The organism is Pseudomonas sp. GW821-FHT04C07 (genome assembly GCF_059420325.1).
This window is the reverse complement of record NZ_JBWKTM010000014.1, coordinates 134,489-155,235: the sequence shown is the minus strand read 5'-3', so window position 1 is coordinate 155,235 and position 20,747 is coordinate 134,489. Positions and strand designations below refer to the sequence as shown.

The window sequence follows — 20,747 nt, the reverse complement described above, 5'->3', positions numbered from 1 at the left end:
TGCAGACAATGAAGGTCATCTTCCGCGTCGACGCCTCACTGCAAATGGGCACGGGGCACGTCATGCGTTGCCTGACCCTGGCCACTGCGCTCAAGTTGCAAGGCGGTGAATGCCGGTTTATTTGCCGCGAACATCCCGGCAATTTGATCGAACATATCCGCAGCAAAGGCTTCCAGGTCCATGCCTTGCCTCTCACGGACTCGGCTGGGGTGAACTTGATTGCCGTCAATGTGCCGACCGCTGAGCCGCAACTGGCACATGCCGCCTGGCTTGGCTCCACTCAGGAAAACGACGCCTCCGAATGCACCGCCATTCTCGGCGAGTTGATACCTGACTGGCTGATCGTCGACCACTATGCACTCGATGCTCATTGGGAAACTGCACTGAAGTCGCATTACCGCAAACTGATGGTGATCGACGATCTGGCTGACCGTCCACACCAGTGCGATCTCCTGCTGGATCAGACCTTCGGTCGCAACGCCAAGGACTATGCACCTTGGCTCCCTGACGCTTGCACCCTGCTCTGCGGCTCGCAATATTCCCTGCTACGACCCGAGTTCGCGGCCTTACGCGCCTACAGCCTGGAGCGTCGGAAAAAACCGCAACTCAAACACCTGCTCATCACCATGGGCGGTGTGGACAAGGACAACGCCACCGGGCAAGTTCTGCAAGCGCTCAAATCCACTGAACTACCAGACAACTGCCGGATTACCGTGGTCATGGGGTCCACTGCTCCCTGGCTTGCCGAAGTTCGCCAACTGGCCGAACAGATGCCGTGGTCCACAACCGTCAAGTCAGGCGTCAGCGATATGGCCCAGCTGATGGCCGAGAGTGACCTGGCGATCGGTGCTGCAGGGGCCACCACCTGGGAACGCTGCTGCCTGGGTCTGCCGACCGTGTTGGTCGTTCTGGCGGATAACCAGAAAATGGCCGCAGCAATTCTGGATAAAGCACAGGCAGTCGTAACGCTAAGTCTTGGTAAGCACCTGATAGCAGAGTTGGTAGAGATAATCAGTGTGCTTCGGCATGACAAGTGTCGCATGAAGAACATCACCGAGCACGCCAAGCAAATTACAGACGGCACGGGCTGTCAATTTGTCGCAAGCACGCTGGACAAGCTGAATACTGAAAAATGGAGCATGTAATGGAGCTACTTGGAAAACTGCGCGATATAAAACAGCAAGAGCTTGAACTAATGCTCAGCTGGCGTAATGCTCCCAACGTGCGGGCCAATATGTATACCCGCCACGAAATCAACATGGACGAACACCTTGCTTGGTGGGCACGAATTCAGCAGCGCGACGACCAGCGATATTTCATGTACGAAGCAGCTGATATACCGCTCGGCATTATTGGTTTTAACGGGATCGACAGAACCAGCGAAAACTCAGCCTGGGCGTTCTATGCATCTCCCGAGGCACCGAAAGGCACCGGCAGTAAAATGGAATTCCTTGCTCTGGACTGTGCGTTTGGTGAACTTGGCCTTCATAAACTTCATTGTGAAGTACTCGCCTTCAATGCCCCGGTCATCAAATTGCACCAAAAATTTGGCTTCAGCATAGAAGGCATACTTCGCGAGCACCACAAAATCAATGAAGACCTTATCGATATATATCGGCTGGGCCTGCTTGCATTTGAGTGGACTGAGAAGCGTGCCGATATGTTAGATAAATTAGTAAAACTCTCCGGGAGAAGCGCATGAATCCGAACATTTCAATTGCTGGGCGCAAAATTGGCCCCGACTACTCTCCTTACATCATCGCCGAGCTCTCCGCTAACCATAACGGCAAGCTTGAAACCGCGCTAAAGATCATCGAAGAAGCGAAAAAAGCCGGTGCTGATGCGGTCAAGCTGCAGTCCTATACTGCCGATACCATCACCCTCGATTGCGACTCTGAAGACTTCCAGATCCACGGTGGCCTATGGGATGGCAAGACGCTCTATCAGCTTTACAAGGAAGCCCAGATGCCTTGGGACTGGCATGCGATTCTGTTCGAGCATGCTCGCAAGCTGGGGATCACCATTTTCAGCTCGCCCTTCGACAACACCGCTGTCGACCTGCTGGAAAGCCTCAACGCACCGGCCTACAAAATTGCTTCTTTTGAGGCAGTTGACCTGCCCTTGATCAAGTACGTTGCCAGTACTGGCAAGCCGATGATCATCTCCACCGGTATGGCCGATGCCGAAGAAATCCAGGAAGCCATCGACGCTGCTCACGAAGGTGGCTGTAAGGAACTGGCCATTCTTCACTGCGTCAGTGGTTACCCCGCGCCAGCCGCTGATTACAACCTGCGTACCATACCCGACATGATGCGCCGCTTCGGTTTGGTCACAGGCCTGTCCGACCACACGCTGGACAATACTACCGCCATCGCCAGCGTAGTGATGGGCGCGTCCATCATCGAAAAACACTTCACTCTCAACCGTAATGGCGGTGGTCCGGATGACAGCTTCTCGCTCGAACCGGCGGAGTTGGCTGCGCTGTGCCGCGACAGCAAGACTGCTTGGGCAGCACTGGGCCAAGTTGATTACGGGCGAAAATCCAGCGAGCAGGGAAATGCCAAATTTCGGCGCTCACTGTATTTCGTTAAGGCGCTGAAGGCAGGAGAGGTAATTACACCAGATGCGGTGCGTAGTGTACGACCTGGATTTGGATTACCCCCAAAATATCTGAAAGAAATAATCGGCCAACGAGCTGCCCAAGATATCTCGGCAAATACGCCCACCAATCTTGACTTTATTCGCTTATAAAATAATCGACAAATGGAAATTCACAGAATGCAGAATAAAAACCAAACTATCTGCCTATTATATACGACATACCATTCCTTTATATGGGACCTGATATCCGACCAAATAGACCACCACAACCTTGTCGTCGTGAATTTTTCCAAGCGAAAAATAAACAACAACAATCACCAAATAAAAACAATAGAACGCACACAAAGGAGCAAGCCAAGCTTTTTATTAGACTGCCTAATAATTGCACTGAAGGCCAAATTCAAAAAATTCGATCTCCTACTGCCACACCCTGACCACTTACTAGGGAATACATTGTTCTTTAATAAAAACGTGAAAAAAATCACGCTAATAGAAGATGGAATACTCAACTACTATAATTACGAGCGAGGCATGTCAATAGCAAAGACTTCTTTAAAAAGAAAACGTATGACTTGGCTAACCCCCTTCAGGTATAAACTCTATAGTGGGCACCATTCTGGAGTGGACAATTGCCCCCTCCCTAAACTAGATGGCTGGTTTACAGACCCCGAAAAAATAATAAAAAAAGAAAAATTTTCCTCCATAAAAAAAATAGAGTTCCCAACCTGTGGCAATGAAGAAATTCATACAAACGGGGTAGTAATACTACTAGACCAACCTCTCGAAAAATTTCTAAACATTGCCACCGCAAATGAAATACGAAAAAAAACCATCCTTTTTGTAGAGGAAAACTTCCAAAAAACCATTATCAAACCTCACCCAGAGCACAAATCAACCGACATGCGCATTAAAAATAGAGTTTCGTTTAACTTCGAGGAAAACACACCCATAGAGGAAATAATACTAAAGATCAAGCCGGATGCAGTAGTAAGCTATTGCAGCACAGCTCTAATAAACACATCAAAAATCTCGAAATCCACACGATGCATTTCAATAGGAATCGACGAGATCACAAAAGAGCTACCAGAAGTAGTTAAAATCAAAGAGCTTTTCATGAAAAATAACGTTGAAATATATTAACATGACATTAATCAACACACTTCTCATCATTGCTCCAATTTTAAGTTACATAACAGCCAAAAAAACCAGCAACCTATTAAATTTTTTTAATCCATTTGTATATTTTTACTGGTCATATTTTTTATTTTGCTTTGTAGCCATCTACTATAGAGATCTTTATACCTACGCGCTCGACATTTCAGATGAAACCATACTACTAATAAGCCTTGGTTTAGTTTTTTTTCCTATCGGCGGATATCTCGCCAATCACTCACACAAAAAGACTGCAGTCCACAAGAAGCTTGAAGATATAATAGCAGATGCCTGCAATGCAATCTCAACTAAGAATTATCTCATTACAGCACTTACAATACTCCCAATTTTATTCGCCGCTTTTTTTATGATTAAAATCGGCAAAGTACTATGGATGTCTGATTCATTTGATGACGAGCGTGTTACCGCAAGAATAGGCTCAGGATGGATAGCGATTCTAGGTATTTCATCTGCATATGTCGCGACGATATATTCAAGCATACATTTTTTCAAGAAGAAATCCTTCATCAAACTAGCTGCTACAACCATTATCCTTGCAATATGCGCCATCTCTTACGGAAATAGAGCGCCCGGACTTGAGGTAATAATTATAGGCGGGATATTTATATGGATAGGCCTTTTTGGAAAAATAAACCCATTACATTTTTTAGCAGGCCTATTCTTATCACTGTCATCAATTATGATATTAGGGGTATTGAGACAAGGCTTAGAGTTCAGTATTGAATCAATTTATAAGCAAATGCTGTGGCGCCCATTTGCAAACATTCAAAACACCGAATGGGTATTATCATTCATTCCCAGCCAACATGATTATTTTTACGGAGAGTCAATTCTAATTGATTTTGCAGTATTACTTCCAGGCCACCACCCAAACTTCGGAACATATATGAAAGAAGCCATGGGTAAAGAATTCTCAGGCGGAAGCATTACTCTTACATTCTTAGGACAGGCGTATGCTGATTTCGGCTTTATTTTTTCATTGATTCTAATCATGGCCGCCGGATACATTTCCCAAAAAATATTTCTCACACTCACAAAAAGGGGCAAATGGCTGCCACTTCTAATAATATCATCCATCACAATAAAATCCATGACATCCTCAGGTATCGCATCTCCAATAATATATGTCTTTGTACCGTGCACTATATTTATAGGCTTTTGGCTTGCACTAAAATCAGCAACAAATCTTCGACGCCAAAAATTAAGACCACGCGCGATTGTTGCCTCAAGGCCAGCCGATTAAACCAACAACAATTTGAAAACTTCAAAAATCTAGTACAACTACCCCATCACGACTAAATCCAGACACGACAATCAAATGAAAACAAATAAATGCCACAATAAAAAACAACCACCTCCCCGTAAGATTTACATCTTAGGAACAAGAGGAATCCCAGCCCAACATGGCGGATTCGAAACTTTTGCAGAGAAACTATCACTTTTTTTAACCAAAAATGGCTGGGACGTTTCTGTTTACTGTCAAGAGGAAACGGAAGGGGAAATATCAGAAAGTAGATGGCACGGGATACGTAGAATCCATGTACCTGTCAACCGACCTGGAGCTGCAGGCACTGTTATCTTCGACTGGAAAACGACCTGCCACGCATTATCTCAAGATGGCCTTTTTCTAACTCTTGGGTACAACACTGCCATTTTTAACGTCATGCAACGAGTTAAAGGGCAGACCAATGTCATCAATATGGATGGCATTGAATGGCGTAGGGACAAATGGGGGCCGGTAGCCAAAGCTTGGTTTTGGCTAAATGAAAGGGTTGGATGCTGGATTGGAAATCACCTCATCGCAGACCATCCGAAAATCAAGGAGCATCTGGCAACCCGTGTTATTGCCGATAAAATCACCATGATTCCCTACGGGGGCGATGAAGTAACGAGTGCCGATGCATCTCTGCTTACACCTTACGGCATTAAACCTAATAAGTTTTCAGTGATTATTGCACGCCCAGAACCGGAAAACTCTTTCTTAGAAATGGTGCGAGCCTTCAGTCGAACGCCTCGAGATCACAAGTTAGTTGTACTCGGAAATTTTATGCCTGAGAGCAACGCCTTTCACCGGCAGGTAATAGACGCGGCTGGTGATGAAGTGGTTTTCCCTGGAGCAATCTATGAAGCTTCCGTAGTTGAAGCCCTGCGCTTTCATAGTCGCTTTTATCTACATGGACATCGCGTTGGCGGCACCAATCCATCATTAGTGGAAGCGTTAGGAGCAGGTTGTGCGGTGATCGCTCATGACAACCATTTCAATCGCTGGGTTGCTGGCCCTAAGGCGGCATACTTTAAAGATGAGTCCGCATGTGCAACATTGTTTGATGAACTATTGACTGACAATGCTGACGTAGAGAAAATGAAAGTCGCCAGTCGAGAACGCTTTCATGAACGCTTCACTTGGGATCAGGTACTTCATGAATACGAAGAACTCCTTATTCGCTGGCATCCACACGAAGAGGCCGGTACCGACCTCTCAATTGTTCGGAAAGAAGCAATATAACTGACGTTCAATACAGCAATAAAAATTGCAGTGAGTCGGCTATGGTTGTCCTGCATGAATTTTGCTCTCGTGGAATATCGAACTTCGATCCGATGCTTTCTCAGAGACCATATCTGTGACTAATGGTAACCGGTGTCGCGATCTACATCGGCTCTCACACCTCCCACGCTTTGCTCGAAACTGGTTTCAAGGTGGTGGTGCGGGATAATCTCTGCAATAGTTCGATGGAATCATTTCGTCGAGTGGAGCAAATTTGCGACAAGGCACCTACGTTCATCTTAGGCGACATTTGTGATCGCACTTTTCTGGATGAAGTATTTGCTTTGCGGCAAATCAGCGCGGTATTACATTTCACCGGCCCGAAATCCGTAGGCGAAAGTGTACTAAAGCCGCTCGATCACTGTGAAAACATCGTGGCTGGCAGCGTGCTGGAAATGATTCGGACCTTCGTAGCGGTCAGCGGTTACCCTGCCCTTATCAAGTTGTCGAACGCCAGACTGGAGAAGATGGCCAATACCTGGCGTTGGCGATCCGCCAACCCGTAAGGCTATATACAGTAGCATTACTTATCTCTCGTATGGCGCAGCGATCAGACGCGAATCACGACCTCTGCACCATATACCCATTAACGAGAGGCAGACCAACGGGAATGTTAGAAAACGTCAGAGATGTCAGGCGTCCTACACAGGTATTCTAGGGGCAATAAACGCAAAATGAATGCCACTGAAGATAGACCCGGAACGGCGCTCTACTCGGGCCCGAATCCATGACTATGCTTCAAGCTACCGGACGCTCAAAGCTCGTTGCCTTGCACTCACATTTCTGAGTATCACCGCAAATACAGACGATGCATCAAAAGGAATCTTCCATGACCAAACTACTCGCTTCCGCCCTAATGCTTGCTTTAAGTACCTGCGCCCTGGCTGCTGAGCCTCCCGCGGTATCTCCTTCTACAAGCACACAGACTAAGCCCTTGACAAGCACTCCCTTGGCCACCCCGACAGGTGTCTTGGGTGGCGTTACCACATCGACTGCCATCGGTATTGGCGTCGCTGTTGCAGCTGGGGCCGCTGCGCTGTCATCCAGTGGCGGTAGCGGAAACAATGGCGGCGCCACCGGCACTACCGGAACCACCGGTACTACCCGCTAAGCGCGTCCCAAGGTCGATAGTCTTCGACCACCCGGAGCAATCCGGGTGGTTGAGTTTTGATGTGTTCCCTCCACAAGTGTCCCCCATCATGATTCGTAGTTTGTCGCTCGCTGTGCTTGCAGGCGTTGCCCTGCAAGGCTGTATGTTCGCACCCGGTCAACACATGGACACTAGTAGAATAGTGAACGATGGCTCACCGGAAAGCAGTCGTGTCGAGTTGATTCCGATAACGCCCAAACTGATTGCTCAGAATATGGCGACAAAAAGGGACCTTTCGGTGCCGGCCGAGTTGTTGGCGTTCCATCCGGGGGCTTATCGGATCGGTGCCAACGATGTGCTGTACATCACTGTGTGGGATCATCCGGAGCTGACTGCGCCGTCGGGCCCACAACAACAATTAGAAGCCAACGGCCGTCTTGTACGCCCGGACGGTACTATGTTTTACCCCTACATTGGCAATGTTCAAGCAGCGGGTAAAACCATCGAGGAGCTGCGCGCGCTTATCGCAGAGCGCCTTACACAATATGTCGACAGCCCTCAAGTCGACTTGAGTGTTTTACGTTTCGCCAGCCAAAAGGTCGTCCTTTCCGGTGCTGTTTTAAAAGCAGGTCAACAGCCCATCACTACTTCACCGCTCAGTGTCGTCGAAGCCATCGGGGCTGCCACTGTCGACCCATTGAGTGCCGACCTTGCCGGTCTAACGCTGACCCGCGATGGGCGTGAGTATCGACTGGATCTGGACGCGCTTAACAGCAAAGGCTCGCAGTTGCACAACGTCTATTTGAAAGACGGCGACCAGTTGTACCTTCCCTACAATGACCGTAAAAAGATCTACGTCATGGGTGAGGTCAACCAGCCACGGGCGCTCACGTACAAAATCAATCGGATGAATCTGGCGGATGCGGTCGGATCAGTCGGTGGACTGAATCAGACCACCTCTAATGGCAATGCGCTTTATGTCATTCGGGGTGCCGAGAACCTTGAAACCGAGCCGGCAAAAGTCTTTCAGCTGGACGCCGAATCGCCTACCGCTTTTGCCCTCGCCAGCCGCTTCGATCTGCAACCCCAGGATATTGTCTACGTCGGCCCTGCCGGGGTGACCCGCTGGAACCGCTTGATCAGCCAGCTGTTACCCTCGGCGACCATTTTGGGTACTGGAGCAGCGGCTCAAAACAATATCAGTCAATCCAGCAGCCGATAAGGTTTGAGCCGTTTTGAAAACCTTGCGTAACAGCTCATGCCTGGCGGTGGGTTTACTGCTGTGTGGCTGCAATCCGCTGATGCAGGCGTCCCTGGATACATTTAAAGACTCCGCACTGGGCGTCCAGCCGCTGGCAGTAACTTCAGCGCAAGTGGAGGCCGTGCCCTATGCACAGATCAAGGTCACCACGAACGCCAGCGAAGGGGTGATGGCAAAGCTTCGCCAGCAGGACGACCTGGAGTTCTGGGTCGCCTCCGGCAAGCAGGTGTTGTTGATGCGCGACGGTCTGGCTGTGCGTAGCGTCGGCCTGGGCATCAATCTCGATGGCACGCGCTTCGACGGTGAGTCGCCGTTCAAGCTTGGCTTGCAGCGCTTGCCCGACGGTTACAGCAGTACCCGCTGGATAGATCTCTATCAGGGTCAGCGGGTCGGACTGGCTGTCAACAGTCGCTTCAGTCGACAGGCCATCGAAACCGTCACCATCCTGGACAAGGATTATGCGTTGCAGCGCATAGACGAACGCATCGACATACCCGAGCTGGGATTCCACGCCACCAACCGTTTCTGGGTCAGGCCTGGCGATGGCTTGATCCTGCAGAGCGAACAACATCTCACGCCGGAGCTTTTCTTGAAGATTGTGCAATTGCGCCCTGACCGGGAGACGGCTCGGTGAGATATTCGAAAACGCTGTCGGCTTGCCTGTTGCTGGCCAGTTCTGCGATGACTCAGGCCGCTGTCACGGTGACGGGTGATGTACTAAACGCCGGATCCTTCACGCTGGTGCCAGGCGCACGCCTGCTCGATGCCGTCAGCCAGGCCCGCCCGAACGCCGAAAGTTACTGGCTGGCCGCCGCCTGGTTGCACCAGCCGCTACTGGAGCAGCAAAGCCGCCTTAAAGCTGGCGTGCTGTTCGATTTGAAAATGGTCCAGCGCGGCGCCTTGCTGGAAGAAAAAAGCAGCCTGGCAGCCCTGGCTGCGCGCCTGTATGAAGATGTCAGCCGACTGCCCGTCACCGGCCGCAAAGTCGCAGTGCTCGACCCCGTGGCGCTGGAGGTCGCGTTCGCCCGCAATTACTCGCTCAATGACGGTGACCAGCTGATTTACCCCCTGCGCCCGACGACGGTCACTGTCCTGGGCGCGGTGGAAAAACCCTGCAAGCTGCCTTATCGCGCCCTGCAGCAAGCCCATGAATATCTCAAAAGCTGTCTGCCACTCGCTGACGCAGAGGCCGATTACCTGTGGCTGGTTCATCCCGATGGCCAGGTCAAGCGAGCCGGCATCGCCGCCTGGAACCGCGAGGATGGGGTGATTGCCGCCGCGGGCAGCACGATTCTGGTGCCTGTGCGAAACGATAGCCCCGATCTACCCACGCCCGATTTGAATGAACAGCTGGCCGAGTTTCTCGCCACCCAACCGCTGGTCGAGGTGGCCCCTTGAAGTTATGTTTTGCAGCCGTAGTGTTGTTGCCCTGCAGTTTGGCTCATGGCGAGCCGCGTTTTACCCAGAATGATTTCGGTGGCGTGGGTTTGTTGCAAACACCTACCGCCCGGATGGCGCCGGCCGGCGAATTCAGCCTGAACGCCAACCGTACGGACCCTTATTCTCGCTATAGCATTTCATTACAGCCCCTTGATTGGCTGGAAGGCAGTTTCCGTTATACCGCCATCAGTAACCGTAAATACGGACCCGAGTCATTCAGCGGCAACCAGAGCTATAAAGACAAAGCGGTCGATGCCAAGGCCCGCCTCTGGCAAGAAAGCCATTGGCTGCCCGAGGTCGCGCTCGGCTTTCGCGATATCGGTGGTACCGGCCTGTTTTCCAGCGAATACTTTGTGGCGAACAAGCGTTACTACAACCTGGATTTCAGCCTGGGCATTGCCTGGGGTTACATCGGTAACCGGGGGGATTTCGACAACCCTTTGGGGCACGTCAGTAAGCGCTTTGATACACGCCCAGTCAGCGAGACTGCGGGCGACATCAATACCAACGCGTATTTTCGCGGCTCGCCCTCGTTGTTTGGCGGTGTAGCCTATCAAACACCCTGGGCCCCCTTGAGCTTGAAACTCGAATTCGACGGTAACGACTACAAGCACGAACCGCGAAGCAATAACCAGGTGCAGGACTCACCCATTAACATCGGGGCGGTCTACAAGCTCAGTGACTCTGTCGATTTGACCGCGGGCTGGGAACGCGGCAATACCGCGCTGTTCGGCATCACTGTTCATACCAATTTCGCCAGCCGCAAGGCGCCGGTAAAGCGCTACGACCCCGCTGTCGAAGCGCTTCCGGCACAGGCGCCGACTACGCCGCTCAATCAGGTCGACTGGGCCGAGGTTTCCAAACGACTGGAAAACAACGCAGGTTATAAGGTCGAACGCATTACTCAGCGCGATTCCGAGCTGATGGTGTATGGCGAGCAGTCGCGCTATTTCTACTCGGCCAAAGGCGTGGGCCGGGCCAGCCGGATTCTGGACAACAGCGCGAATGACGAAATCGACTGGTTCACCCTGGTGAACAAGCGTTACGACATGCCCGTGGAAGAAACCAGTGTGCCGCGCGAAACCTTCCGGGCCGTGGTGAACAATCAACAAGACCTTACAGACCTGCACCGCACCACCGAAGTAAACCGGGCCACCCCACACATTGAAAACACTCTGTACACCCAGGCACCAGAACGGTTTACCTATGGTTTCGGATTGGGTTACAAGCAAAACGTTGGCGGTCCTGATGGCATGCTGTACCAGTTGACCGCCGATGTGGACGCAGAGTACCGCTTTACCCGCAACACGTGGACAAGCGGCGTCGTAAGCGCCAATCTCATAAACAACTTCGATAACTTCAAGTTCGACGCACCGAGCAAGCTGCCCCGAGTGCGGACCGACTTGCGCAAGTACGTCACGACTTCTGATGTAACGATGCCGACATTTCAGCTCAACCACGCCAGGCAACTGGATCAAGACCTGTATGGCATGGTGTATGCCGGTTATCTGGAGTCAATGTTCGCCGGCGTCGGCGGTGAATTGCTGTACCGGCCCATGGGCGAGCGCTGGGCCTTGGGTGCTGATTTGAACTATGTACGTCAGCGTGCGTTTGACCAGGGCTTTGGCCTGCGCGGATACAGGACCGTGACCGGTCACGTCACTGCTTATACAGAGCTGCCGTTCGATTTGCAGGCGGCGGTCAGTGTCGGGCGTTACCTGGCGCGCGATTGGGGTACCACGATCGATCTGTCCCATGAGTTCAGTAACGGCGTGAAGTTCGGTGGCTGGGTCACCCGCACCACGGCCTCGGCTGAAGAATTCGGCGAGGGTAGCTTCGACAAAGGTATCTATATCTCGGTCCCCTTCGACGAGTTGATGAGCGTTTCCACCATGCGTCGCGCCAATTTGGTCTGGGCACCGCTGACCCGCGATGGTGGCGCGCGCCTTAACCGCCAGTATTCGCTGCACACCATGACCGATGGCCGCAACGGCGATGCCTTCTATAAAAACTTTGAGAAAATCACCGAGTGAGTCTGTCGATTGCGCATGTCACACAACTCCCCTTCTGGGTACGGGGGCTGTTTTTCGTCGGCATTAGTGCGGTCTTGCTAACAGCCGGATTGCGCGCGCAACCGATCCCCGAAGCCTTTGCCGAGCAGGACAAGCTGCACCATTTGGTTGGCTTTTTCGCTCTGGCCTTCAGTTGCCGGTTGGCCTTTTTACAGGTCAAGCTGCGCTGGATCGCACTGGGTTGCCTACTCACGGGGATCCTTATCGAATATGCACAAGAACTGATGCCATTACGCATGGCATCAGCTTACGACGCCCTGGCGAATGGCGTCGGCGTGTTGCTCGGTTTGATGATTGCGTGGCGCTGGACGCGCTAGTAGCAGCGAGATGCACGCATTGCCCTTGTTATGCTCAGCCTGCCATGCATTTTCAGCATCGACACCCGCCTGGTCCTGAGATGGGTTTCAACACGACAGTGAAAACGGTTCTGGAGCCTCATCCAGGCTTACCTTGCAACTTCCTATCTAACAGTCCGATAGCATCGTCGCTCCGTCATGTCAGGCGAATACAATTGTGTGGTTAAATTGATACGCTACCCAGACGCACCGATGATCTCCAAGATAAGCATCATGCAGGATCGATCAGTTTTCATGCTGACATGGCATAACGAGCGCGCGCTTCTGAAACCTGATATCGATTGAAAAATGCGCCTGGCAACAATGATGGCTATATGGCATTGTTTAAATTAGTAGGCTGGGTATTCCGTCAATAAAATCGACAGTATCCTGACGCTGTAAAACAGTCAGTAATCACTGGGGCACGCTGTGGGTTTCCCGGTCATGCCTGAGCATAGGAGCCATACCAGACGGGAAAATTGCCTGTCGTTTCAGAGGCTTAAGACGAGCCACTTTTGGATGGCCGCTGCGCCTCGGCGATTGATACCCAGGCTCTAAGCTGAAAGTCGAACTGTTAAATAAGCAAAAATATCTGTAGGGTATGTGCCTGAAAAATTTCGGATTGCGCTTTAAAACCGCTATTTTCAAGACCTTGAGGAGCATTGGGTTACACCACCTGGCAAAGGGTTTGACAGGTAAAAATGTTATAAATTGTCAGATGCACTGTTAAACTTGTGTGGCAATATTATTGTGCCGCTACCGCTAAGTACTTGAGTTAGATCACATGATTGATGCAGGACGCACATTCAAAGAGCAAAGGACAGCCATTTTAGCCTTTGGTCGCACCGCAGCTTTGGCAGAGAACTTAAAACTGCTTATTGTATCGGACACTTTACACGTTGACGCATTAAGCTACTGCACCCCCCCTGGAGCAGGCCCCCAATATAAGTTCCGCCAATGCGATAATCATTGAAATCGACGCCCCGTCCGTTTTTAATGAAGGCATTGAACTTGTTAAAAAAATTCGGCTCAAAAATTTTTTGGCACGAATTTTTATAGTGTTCACACACACCAAGTCGCTCACTAAAGTCAAGTGCTATCTCGCCGGCGCCGATCATTGCATTAAATTGCCTGTCGACCCTCATGAAAAAACAAACTTTTTCCCGGAACTATTTCAGAACCCCGAGTGGAAGTCTGAAATAAAGCTGGTTTTGGACCAGGCACGCCTCTGCCTATGCGGGGATGCAAAAAAACTGGAAGTCTCTTATTCAGAAATGAAAATTCTGGACGCATTGATCAATGCGCAAGAACATATTTTGAGTCATGACGATATCGCAAAAGCTCTAGACTGGAATGTAAGATTTTACGACCCGCGCGCCCTGGAAAAAACAATCAGCAGACTGCGCGGCAAGATAAAAAAGGTCTATGACATTAATGCCATTCAAAACGTGCGTGGCTATGGCTATCGATTGTGCCGGGGCGTTATATCGTAAAAATATAACCTACCCATGACTAAATAACAGACAAATGGATGTTAACGAGAAATTCACCACTATGGACAGTCCCAACACAGAGTTATTTCGACAGTCAATATTCAAGCGTGACGACACGTTGTTCGGCTGCGGGATACAGGCACACGGCGCAGGTGAGAATTTCGACGCCCTAAAGGTGTGTCGAACACTTTCAGCTGCCCTACTGGATGTCACTCGCAGCGAAAAACTCACTCAAACTCACTTGACAGCAACTTCATCAATGGTGCAGCCCGCCCCTTTGATACCTGATACCTTTGGCAGAATTTTTATTACCATAGGGTCACGCAACTTATTAGATACCGTACTGATAGAGTATATTACCCGCGTCAGTGACGCACTGAAAATACATGACAAAATATTAACAGTCAGTATTGATGAGTTCTCATCCCCCCTCAGCACGACTGAAGAGAAGAGAACCCTCATCAGCCACATCTACCTGCTGAAAGATAGCGGCATAGACATCGCCTTCTCGAGCTACAGCCTACTCGAAGGCAGCACCAAGACCCAGAGCACCCCCAACATATTCAACTACCTGATAGTTGATCTGCAAAAAAACGAGCTGAGTGAAAAGCTCAACGCCACACCAGAACTACTCAATAGACTCTACGACCAAATGAACATCATGACTCATACAAAGAAAGTCAGATTCATTGCCGAGCGAATAGAGCTTGAACACCATCATGTACTGGCAAGAAGCCTGCCGTTTGATTTCTTTCAGGGAGACTATTACTCCCCCTCCAAGGCATTCGCAAATAAAGGATTGAATTTGCCATGACTAGAATGATGCTTGATAACATCCCGGTAAATAAACAACTTTTAATTTTTACCCGTGACTTCCTGGCGAGAAAAAAACTCAAGTCACCGGGCCCTGGGCACACGCCCCCCTCCTCCGAACTCAGCCCCGCCGAGAGCGTACTGGCCGAGGAGGGAGATTTCCTTAAAAAGCCGTACAAAAACCCCGAGACATGGTCGTTCAATGCCGAGGAGCGGACACTGTCCAATATGGCGAAAAGAATTTCGCTCACTGGCATTGAAACACTCTTGCTCAAACAACTGCTATCCAATGAGCAGCGAGTATCCAGCAAGACAGAACTGATCCAGGGCATCAATAGGGATCCTGAGCGTTACCGCGGCCTTGAAATGTGCCTGAGCAGGCTGCAAGAAAAATTCAGCGATACCGCTAATGGGGAGCGCCTGTTCCGCTCCGTGCGAAACCGTGGCTATTGCCTGGTTCAAAAAGTAAATATTACCTGCTGATCAAACAAGACCGCAGATTCCAACAATAATAAATGCGGTTACCCCCCCAAGTAAAATATAAAACCCTGACCTTTTTTATTATCCTTTTTCTACTCAAGCATGCCTTCCATTCCCCCACCACCAAGGTTATTACGCTCGCGCGATTAACCTTTTATCCACTCCCACAGACTGACTTTTTATAACACTCAGCGGCACCACACATTATTGTCGCCGTTATAAAACGTCAGACGCTGCAGAAAGCAACCCATTAATATCAAAGCATCATACAGACGCTTCTGCGCCTGCTGCTTACTATTAAACATACCAAACCAACAAAGCGCAGGTTAACACTAAGCCAGTCGGATTCAAGGTTGTCGCTCCGACCTAACTTGATGATGTGTACAGAACACAAACATCTATCTGCTCCAGGAAGACAACAGAAGTAAGGCATGGACGAGCGTGTGCAGCTCGCTATTTTGAGCCGTCCATAATCAGGCAAAAAAATACCACAGGGTTTGCGCTTTGTTACATACTCGTATAAACCGAAAATCAGTCTATAAAGGGCTTACCTTTTGGGGCCAATGGGCCGTTGCAATGGGTTTCGTCATTGCACTACTGTTCGCGCTCGCCTATTACCAAACAGGAGAAGTCGGCTCGCATTACCGCGTGCTTGCCGTCCTGTTTCTTCTGGGGTCGGTTCCCTCCTACTCACTGATGCAGGTCTATCATAAGCAGCATGGTTACCTGAGCGGCCTGGCACGGCTTCTTATCGGTTGGTTGATCACCTTGGCCGGTTTGACCAGTATCGGCTTCCTCAGCAAAACCGGTGAGCTATTCTCCCGTGAAATCATAATAACCTGGGCATTGCTGGGGTATGGGTTACAGGCCCTGCTTTATATTCCAATGCACAGCTTTTCAAAGTTCTATCATCGCCAGCTGAACCGTCAGCACAACACGTTGATCATAGGCACCAATGGACTGGCACTGAAACTGGCAGACTCACTGTCCCGACTGGAATCTGTGCCGTTGGTCGGCCTTGTCAGTGCCACACCTGACGAACCGACCAACGAACTTATTGGCGCCAGCTCATCCAGAATCGTGGGTCAGTTAGATGAATTGCGTACGCTGATCACCGCTCATGATATTCGGCGTTTGTACATTGCCCTCTCATTAAGTGAAGCACAACACATCGAAGCGTTGTATATCGACCTGCTTGATATGAATGTCGATGTCGTCTGGGTTCCTGACCTGAACAGCATGACACTTCTTAATCACTCCGTGAGCGAGGTGGATGGCTTACCCGCCATACATCTCAATGAAAGTCCACTGACCAGCTACCCCACCGCGGCGTTTAGCAAGGCGTTACTGGATCGTGGCCTGGCGCTCATGGCCCTTATCGGCTTCAGCCCACTGCTGTTGCTCATTGCCGTCGCGGTCAAACTGTCGTCCCCGGGCCCCATTATTTTCAAGCAGGCGCGTCATGGCTGGAACGGCAAGATCATCAACGTCTGGAAATTCCGTTCCATGCGTGTACATGATGACCGGCATGTACAGCAGGCTAGCCGTCAAGATTCGCGGATTACCGCTGTGGGGCGTTTCATACGCCGTACTTCCATCGATGAATTGCCACAGTTTTTCAATGTGCTGCAAGGCCATATGGCACTCGTAGGGCCGCGCCCTCATGCCGTTGCCCATAACGACTACTACACCGGAAAAATCAGCGCCTACATGGCTCGCCACCGGATTAAGCCGGGGATCACCGGACTTGCCCAGATCAGCGGTTGCCGGGGCGAAACCGAAACCATCGACAAGATGCAAAAGCGCGTCGAAATGGACCTTGCCTACATTAATAACTGGTCACTGTGGCTTGATATAAAAATCTTGATCAAGACCCCGTTCACGCTCCTGTCAAAGGATGTCTATTAATACGCTTGATCATTCATGTCGAGCCGCCGGGCAGTTGCTGATCGCTTATAAAAACCCGCTTGATTGTTCTAACGCTTACTGCATGGGCAAACACTCTACAGCGCTATAGCGGAACGTCGGGGCTTAATCCAGTAAAACAGCTGTCAAATCAAATAGAGTGAGAATGACATGGACAGCATGCATCCCGTACAGGTTATCGCGGTAACCAGTGGCAAAGGTGGTGTAGGAAAGACGAGTGTGGCAGTCAACTTGTCGCTGGCTCTGGCTAAACTTGGCCGACGCGTCATATTGCTGGATGGCGATCTAGGCCTGGCAAATGTCAACGTCTCACTCGGCCTGCCCCCCAATCAGACTCTCATCGACGTGCTCGAAGGGCGCTGCGAGCTGCGCGACGTGCTACTTCGAGGGCCCGGCGGAATCCGTATCGTCCCGGCCTCCCCCGGCAGTCAGAACATTCTTAATCTGACCAGCGCGCAGTACGCCGGACTGATCCATGCCTTCAGCGATATTGAGGATGATCTGGATGTCCTGGTAATCGACACCGCGGCCGGAATAGGCGATTTAGTCGTCAACTTCGTCCGCGCGGCGCAGGAGGTGCTGGTGGTGGTGTGTGATGAGCCGACCTCGATCGCCAACGCCTATGCACTCATCAGAGTACTTAATCGCGACTACGGCATGAACCGCTTCCGTGTATTGGCCAACATGGTGCGCAACCAGCAGCAAGGTCGCAGTCTGTTCAGCAAGCTCACGAAAATTACCGATAACTTCCTTGACGTCTCCTTACACTATGCCGGCGCTTTGCCTTATGAAGAAAGCATGGTCAAGGCACTGAAGAACCATCGTGCGTTGTATGAGGCTTTTCCACGCTCCAGGGGCGCCCTTGCATTCAAGACCCTTGCGCAGAAAGTTAACCGCTGGCCGTTGCAAACCGCCCCGCGGGGGCATCTGGAGTTCTTCGTTGAGCGACTGGTGCGTCAGAGTGCTGCAGCCGCTCTGGTGTGACTGTCCGCAGCGATCACGAACATTTACGGCACCGGACACCTTCCCCGCCGCCTGAAACCGGCGCGAACAGCTCAGCAGCAAGCTCGACGCACAATGGGACGAAGTCGCTCACCTTTTGTCGCAAGTCGATTGACTCTGAAAGGGTCTTGGAGCCCAGTAGCACAGCTAATTTCAAGCAAAATCAAAAGAAGAAAACTCATGTCGCGAATAATGGTGATATCTGGCGATTTCCTGGCAGGTGATGCCGAATTTCGTGACGGCATGTTCATTTTAAGATCCTCAGTTAATCCGTCTCGCGAACTGAATATTCCAATTTCAAAACTGAAAACCCTCGAGTGCTCGAGCGAAGAGATCGTCACCGACAAAGGCAGCGCCATCCGTTGGGGCCTTGCCGGCTCGCTGGTTCTTGGCCCCGTCGGGCTGGTCACCGGCCTGCTGCTGTGCGGAAAAGTAAAGCACATCACCTTCTACGTTCAATTCAAGAATGGCCAACGCCTTCTCGCCACAACCGATAGCGAAACGTACGCAAAAATTTCTGCCACCCACCTCAAATAACGCCCAAGCCCTAATGGCAGTCAGTTAAGGAATTTTAGGTTCAACACTGCCCCCGTAGCAGCTGCCGAAGGCTGCGTTCGGCGGCGAAGCCGTCGCAAATCCTGCTTCCACGATTTGTCTGGAATACCGCAGTAACTGTTTTACGACTGCTGCGCAGCCGGACGCAGGCTTCGCCAGCTGCTACGGTTCGCGTAATGTCTTAACTGTCTGGCATTACGCCCCCCCCCTTTAAAATCAGCTGCTATTCAAACCGGGTTTCATGTTCTTCCTTATCGCTTTCTATCCCTTGACGCACACCACCTGGCGCAGCGTATGGAGCACCTCCACCAAATCGCGCTGGGCGTTCATGACTTGATCGATGTCCTTGTAAGCCATCGGGATTTCGTCGATGACCGCTGCGTCCTTGCGGCACTCGACATGGGCGGTGGCGCGGATCTGGTCTTCGACGGTGAAGCTTTTTTTCGCCTGGGTACGGCTCATGGTACGACCGGCGCCATGACTGCAGGAGCAGAACGATTCCTCGTTCCCCAGCCCTCGGACGATGAAGCTCTTGGCGCCCATGGAGCCGGGGATGATGCCCAACTCGCCCTTCCTTGCTGACACCGCGCCCTTGCGGGTCACCAGTATGTCTTCGCCGAAATGTCGCTCTTTCTGCACATAGTTGTGATGACAGTTCACCACCTGCAGCGCCGCCTCGAAGGGTTTTCCAAGCACCTGACGCACCGCAAGAATCACCGACTGCATCATCAGTGCACGGTTCTGCCGGGCAAAGTCCTGGGCCCAGCCGACCGCTTCGACGTAGTCCGCGAAGTGTCGACTACCTTCCTCGAAGTAGGCCAGGTCACGGTCCGGCAAGTTGGCGATGTGCTGACGCATGTCGGCCTTGGCCAGTTCGATGAACAGATTGCCGATGGCGTTGCCTACGCCACGCGAGCCGCTGTGAAGCATGAACCAGACCCGATTTGCTTCGTCCAGGCAAACCTCGATGAAGTGATTGCCGGTTCCCAGCGTTCCCAGGTGCTTGCGGTTGTTGGTAGTGGCAAGCCTGGGGTATTTGTCGGTGATGGCCTTGAACCGGGCATCCAGTGCCGACCACGCTTTATCGACCGGGCGCGGCACGTTATCCCAGGCGCCCTTGTCCCTCTCGGCACGCCCGCAGGTGCGGCCATGGGGCACGGCCTTCTCGATCGCACAGCGCAGGCCGTGCAGGTTGTTCGGCAGGTCGGCGGCGGTCAGCGAGGTGCAGGCAGCGATCATGCCGCAGCCGATATCGACCCCGACCGCTGCCGGAATGATCGCGCCTACGGTGGGAATCACGCTGCCGATGGTCGACCCCTTACCCAGGTGAACGTCTGGCATAACCGCCAGGTGCTTGAAGATGAACGGCATCTTTGCAGTGTTCATCAATTGCTGCCTGGCTTCTGCCTCAACGGGAACGCCTTGGGTCCAGAGCTTGATCGGCTTGCCGTGGGCGACTTCCAGTAATTGGTAGCTGTGTTGTTGCATGACTTGGTGCTTTCCTGAAGGCGACAACGGAGGGTGAAACATGCACCGCCTTCTATAAGTTTAGCGAGCCGTAGCCAGCGCAGGGGCAAGCCCAAATGACAGTAAGTCAAGGCGTTTGGCTCCGCACATTCCCCCGTAGCAGCTGCCGAAGGCTGCGTTCGAGTGCGCAGCACTCGTAAAATGGCAAACTTCGTCCTTTCAGGTAGACCGCTTTCACCCATTTGCGACCGCTACGCGGCCGAACGCAGCCTTCGGCAGCTGCTACGGTGCGTGTAACGGCTTAACTTACCGGCATCAGGGCAAGCCTACCGTCGAATTGATGGGGGCGAATGGGTGTCCGGTATTAGTTGACCACTGCAATTTGCTTGAGAGCACTGGGGCAAGCCCGAATGACGGTAAGTCAAGGCGTTTGGCTCCGCACATTCCCCCGTAGCAGCTGCCGAAGGCTGCGTTCGAGTGCGCAGCACTCGTAA

The 20,747-nt window shown here is 51.5% G+C and carries 19 protein-coding genes; 18 read left to right on the top strand and 1 reads right to left on the bottom strand.

The window, feature by feature from the left end; all coding sequences use genetic code 11:
- Nucleotides 1–8 precede the first annotated feature (8 nt).
- The 18 genes from pseG (at nucleotide 9) to AC07UI_RS23725 (ending at nucleotide 18,768) form a co-directional block, all read left to right on the top strand.
- A complete protein-coding gene (gene pseG / locus AC07UI_RS23810; RefSeq protein ID WP_494994807.1) occupies nucleotides 9–1,145 on the top strand; it encodes a UDP-2,4-diacetamido-2,4,6-trideoxy-beta-L-altropyranose hydrolase in 1,137 nt (378 codons plus the stop codon).
- Nucleotides 1,145–1,702, top strand: a complete 558-nt coding sequence (pseH, locus tag AC07UI_RS23805; RefSeq protein ID WP_494994806.1) for a UDP-4-amino-4,6-dideoxy-N-acetyl-beta-L-altrosamine N-acetyltransferase — start codon at nucleotides 1,145–1,147, stop codon at nucleotides 1,700–1,702. Before pseG ends, pseH begins: the two co-directional genes overlap by 1 nt.
- A complete protein-coding gene (gene pseI / locus AC07UI_RS23800) occupies nucleotides 1,699–2,751 on the top strand; it encodes a pseudaminic acid synthase (protein WP_494994805.1) in 1,053 nt (350 codons plus the stop codon). The genes pseH and pseI overlap by 4 nt, the downstream gene beginning before the upstream one ends.
- Nucleotides 2,752–2,778: 27 nt before the next feature.
- On the top strand, nucleotides 2,779–3,741 hold the full coding sequence (locus AC07UI_RS23795; protein ID WP_494994804.1) for a polysialyltransferase family glycosyltransferase: 963 nt from the start codon (nucleotides 2,779–2,781) through the stop codon (nucleotides 3,739–3,741).
- A 1-nt stretch (nucleotide 3,742) separates the two neighbouring features.
- A complete protein-coding gene (locus AC07UI_RS23790; protein ID WP_494994803.1) occupies nucleotides 3,743–5,017 on the top strand; it encodes an O-antigen polymerase in 1,275 nt (424 codons plus the stop codon).
- A 75-nt stretch (nucleotides 5,018–5,092) separates the two neighbouring features.
- A complete protein-coding gene (locus tag AC07UI_RS23785) occupies nucleotides 5,093–6,280 on the top strand; it encodes a DUF1972 domain-containing protein (protein WP_494994802.1) in 1,188 nt (395 codons plus the stop codon).
- A 122-nt stretch (nucleotides 6,281–6,402) separates the two neighbouring features.
- The gene (locus tag AC07UI_RS23780; RefSeq protein ID WP_494994801.1) at nucleotides 6,403–6,825 is read left to right on the top strand and encodes a GDP-mannose 4,6-dehydratase; all 423 of its coding nucleotides are present in this window, start codon (nucleotides 6,403–6,405) and stop codon (nucleotides 6,823–6,825) included.
- Nucleotides 6,826–7,518: 693 nt separating this feature from the next.
- On the top strand, nucleotides 7,519–8,631 hold the full coding sequence (locus AC07UI_RS23775; protein WP_494994800.1) for a polysaccharide biosynthesis/export family protein: 1,113 nt from the start codon (nucleotides 7,519–7,521) through the stop codon (nucleotides 8,629–8,631).
- Between the two features lie 13 nt (nucleotides 8,632–8,644).
- Nucleotides 8,645–9,304: a YjbF family lipoprotein gene (locus AC07UI_RS23770; RefSeq protein ID WP_494994799.1), complete on the top strand. Its 660-nt coding sequence runs from the start codon at nucleotides 8,645–8,647 to the stop codon at nucleotides 9,302–9,304.
- The gene (locus tag AC07UI_RS23765) at nucleotides 9,301–10,068 is read left to right on the top strand and encodes a capsule biosynthesis GfcC family protein (RefSeq protein ID WP_494994798.1); all 768 of its coding nucleotides are present in this window, start codon (nucleotides 9,301–9,303) and stop codon (nucleotides 10,066–10,068) included. The genes AC07UI_RS23770 and AC07UI_RS23765 overlap by 4 nt, the downstream gene beginning before the upstream one ends.
- Nucleotides 10,065–12,143, top strand: a complete 2,079-nt coding sequence (locus AC07UI_RS23760) for a YjbH domain-containing protein (RefSeq protein WP_494994797.1) — start codon at nucleotides 10,065–10,067, stop codon at nucleotides 12,141–12,143. The genes AC07UI_RS23765 and AC07UI_RS23760 overlap by 4 nt, the downstream gene beginning before the upstream one ends.
- On the top strand, nucleotides 12,140–12,499 hold the full coding sequence (locus AC07UI_RS23755; protein ID WP_494994796.1) for a VanZ family protein: 360 nt from the start codon (nucleotides 12,140–12,142) through the stop codon (nucleotides 12,497–12,499). Before AC07UI_RS23760 ends, AC07UI_RS23755 begins: the two co-directional genes overlap by 4 nt.
- Nucleotides 12,500–13,575: 1,076 nt before the next feature.
- Nucleotides 13,576–14,010, top strand: a complete 435-nt coding sequence (locus tag AC07UI_RS23750) for a winged helix-turn-helix domain-containing protein (protein WP_494994795.1) — start codon at nucleotides 13,576–13,578, stop codon at nucleotides 14,008–14,010.
- A gap of 61 nt (nucleotides 14,011–14,071) precedes the next feature.
- Nucleotides 14,072–14,824 (top strand): hypothetical protein, encoded by a 753-nt coding sequence (locus tag AC07UI_RS23745; RefSeq protein WP_494994794.1) that lies wholly within the window; start codon nucleotides 14,072–14,074, stop codon nucleotides 14,822–14,824.
- On the top strand, nucleotides 14,821–15,306 hold the full coding sequence (locus tag AC07UI_RS23740; RefSeq protein ID WP_494994793.1) for a winged helix-turn-helix domain-containing protein: 486 nt from the start codon (nucleotides 14,821–14,823) through the stop codon (nucleotides 15,304–15,306). Before AC07UI_RS23745 ends, AC07UI_RS23740 begins: the two co-directional genes overlap by 4 nt.
- 501 nt (nucleotides 15,307–15,807) lie before the next feature.
- The gene (locus AC07UI_RS23735) at nucleotides 15,808–17,211 is read left to right on the top strand and encodes an undecaprenyl-phosphate glucose phosphotransferase (protein WP_494994792.1); all 1,404 of its coding nucleotides are present in this window, start codon (nucleotides 15,808–15,810) and stop codon (nucleotides 17,209–17,211) included.
- 168 nt (nucleotides 17,212–17,379) lie between these two features.
- Nucleotides 17,380–18,213, top strand: a complete 834-nt coding sequence (locus AC07UI_RS23730; RefSeq protein ID WP_494994791.1) for a MinD/ParA family protein — start codon at nucleotides 17,380–17,382, stop codon at nucleotides 18,211–18,213.
- A 198-nt stretch (nucleotides 18,214–18,411) separates the two neighbouring features.
- Nucleotides 18,412–18,768: a hypothetical protein gene (locus AC07UI_RS23725; protein WP_494994790.1), complete on the top strand. Its 357-nt coding sequence runs from the start codon at nucleotides 18,412–18,414 to the stop codon at nucleotides 18,766–18,768.
- Between the two features lie 279 nt (nucleotides 18,769–19,047).
- Here AC07UI_RS23725 and AC07UI_RS23720 read toward each other — a convergent pair whose 3' ends face one another.
- Entirely contained in the window at nucleotides 19,048–20,274 is a 1,227-nt protein-coding gene (locus tag AC07UI_RS23720; protein WP_494994789.1) for an RtcB family protein, read from the bottom strand.
- Nucleotides 20,275–20,747: the final 473 nt, after the last annotated feature.

Excerpts from the sequence above, each read along its gene's own strand:
- pseI (WP_494994805.1), top strand. The coding sequence starts at position 1,699 with ATGAATCCGAACATTTCAATTGCTGGGCGCAAAATTGGCCCCGACTAC.
- AC07UI_RS23775 (WP_494994800.1), top strand. The coding sequence starts at position 7,519 with ATGATTCGTAGTTTGTCGCTCGCTGTGCTTGCAGGCGTTGCCCTGCAA.
- AC07UI_RS23780 (WP_494994801.1), top strand. The coding sequence starts at position 6,403 with ATGGTAACCGGTGTCGCGATCTACATCGGCTCTCACACCTCCCACGCT.
- AC07UI_RS23790 (WP_494994803.1), top strand. The coding sequence starts at position 3,743 with ATGACATTAATCAACACACTTCTCATCATTGCTCCAATTTTAAGTTAC.
- AC07UI_RS23785 (WP_494994802.1), top strand. The coding sequence starts at position 5,093 with ATGAAAACAAATAAATGCCACAATAAAAAACAACCACCTCCCCGTAAG.
- AC07UI_RS23745 (WP_494994794.1), top strand. The coding sequence starts at position 14,072 with ATGGACAGTCCCAACACAGAGTTATTTCGACAGTCAATATTCAAGCGT.
- AC07UI_RS23795 (WP_494994804.1), top strand. The coding sequence starts at position 2,779 with ATGCAGAATAAAAACCAAACTATCTGCCTATTATATACGACATACCAT.
- AC07UI_RS23740 (WP_494994793.1), top strand. The coding sequence starts at position 14,821 with ATGACTAGAATGATGCTTGATAACATCCCGGTAAATAAACAACTTTTA.
- pseG (WP_494994807.1), top strand. The coding sequence starts at position 9 with ATGAAGGTCATCTTCCGCGTCGACGCCTCACTGCAAATGGGCACGGGG.
- AC07UI_RS23730 (WP_494994791.1), top strand. The coding sequence starts at position 17,380 with ATGGACAGCATGCATCCCGTACAGGTTATCGCGGTAACCAGTGGCAAA.
- AC07UI_RS23725 (WP_494994790.1), top strand. The coding sequence starts at position 18,412 with ATGTCGCGAATAATGGTGATATCTGGCGATTTCCTGGCAGGTGATGCC.
- AC07UI_RS23720 (WP_494994789.1), bottom strand. The coding sequence starts at position 20,274 with ATGCAACAACACAGCTACCAATTACTGGAAGTCGCCCACGGCAAGCCG.
- pseH (WP_494994806.1), top strand. The coding sequence starts at position 1,145 with ATGGAGCTACTTGGAAAACTGCGCGATATAAAACAGCAAGAGCTTGAA.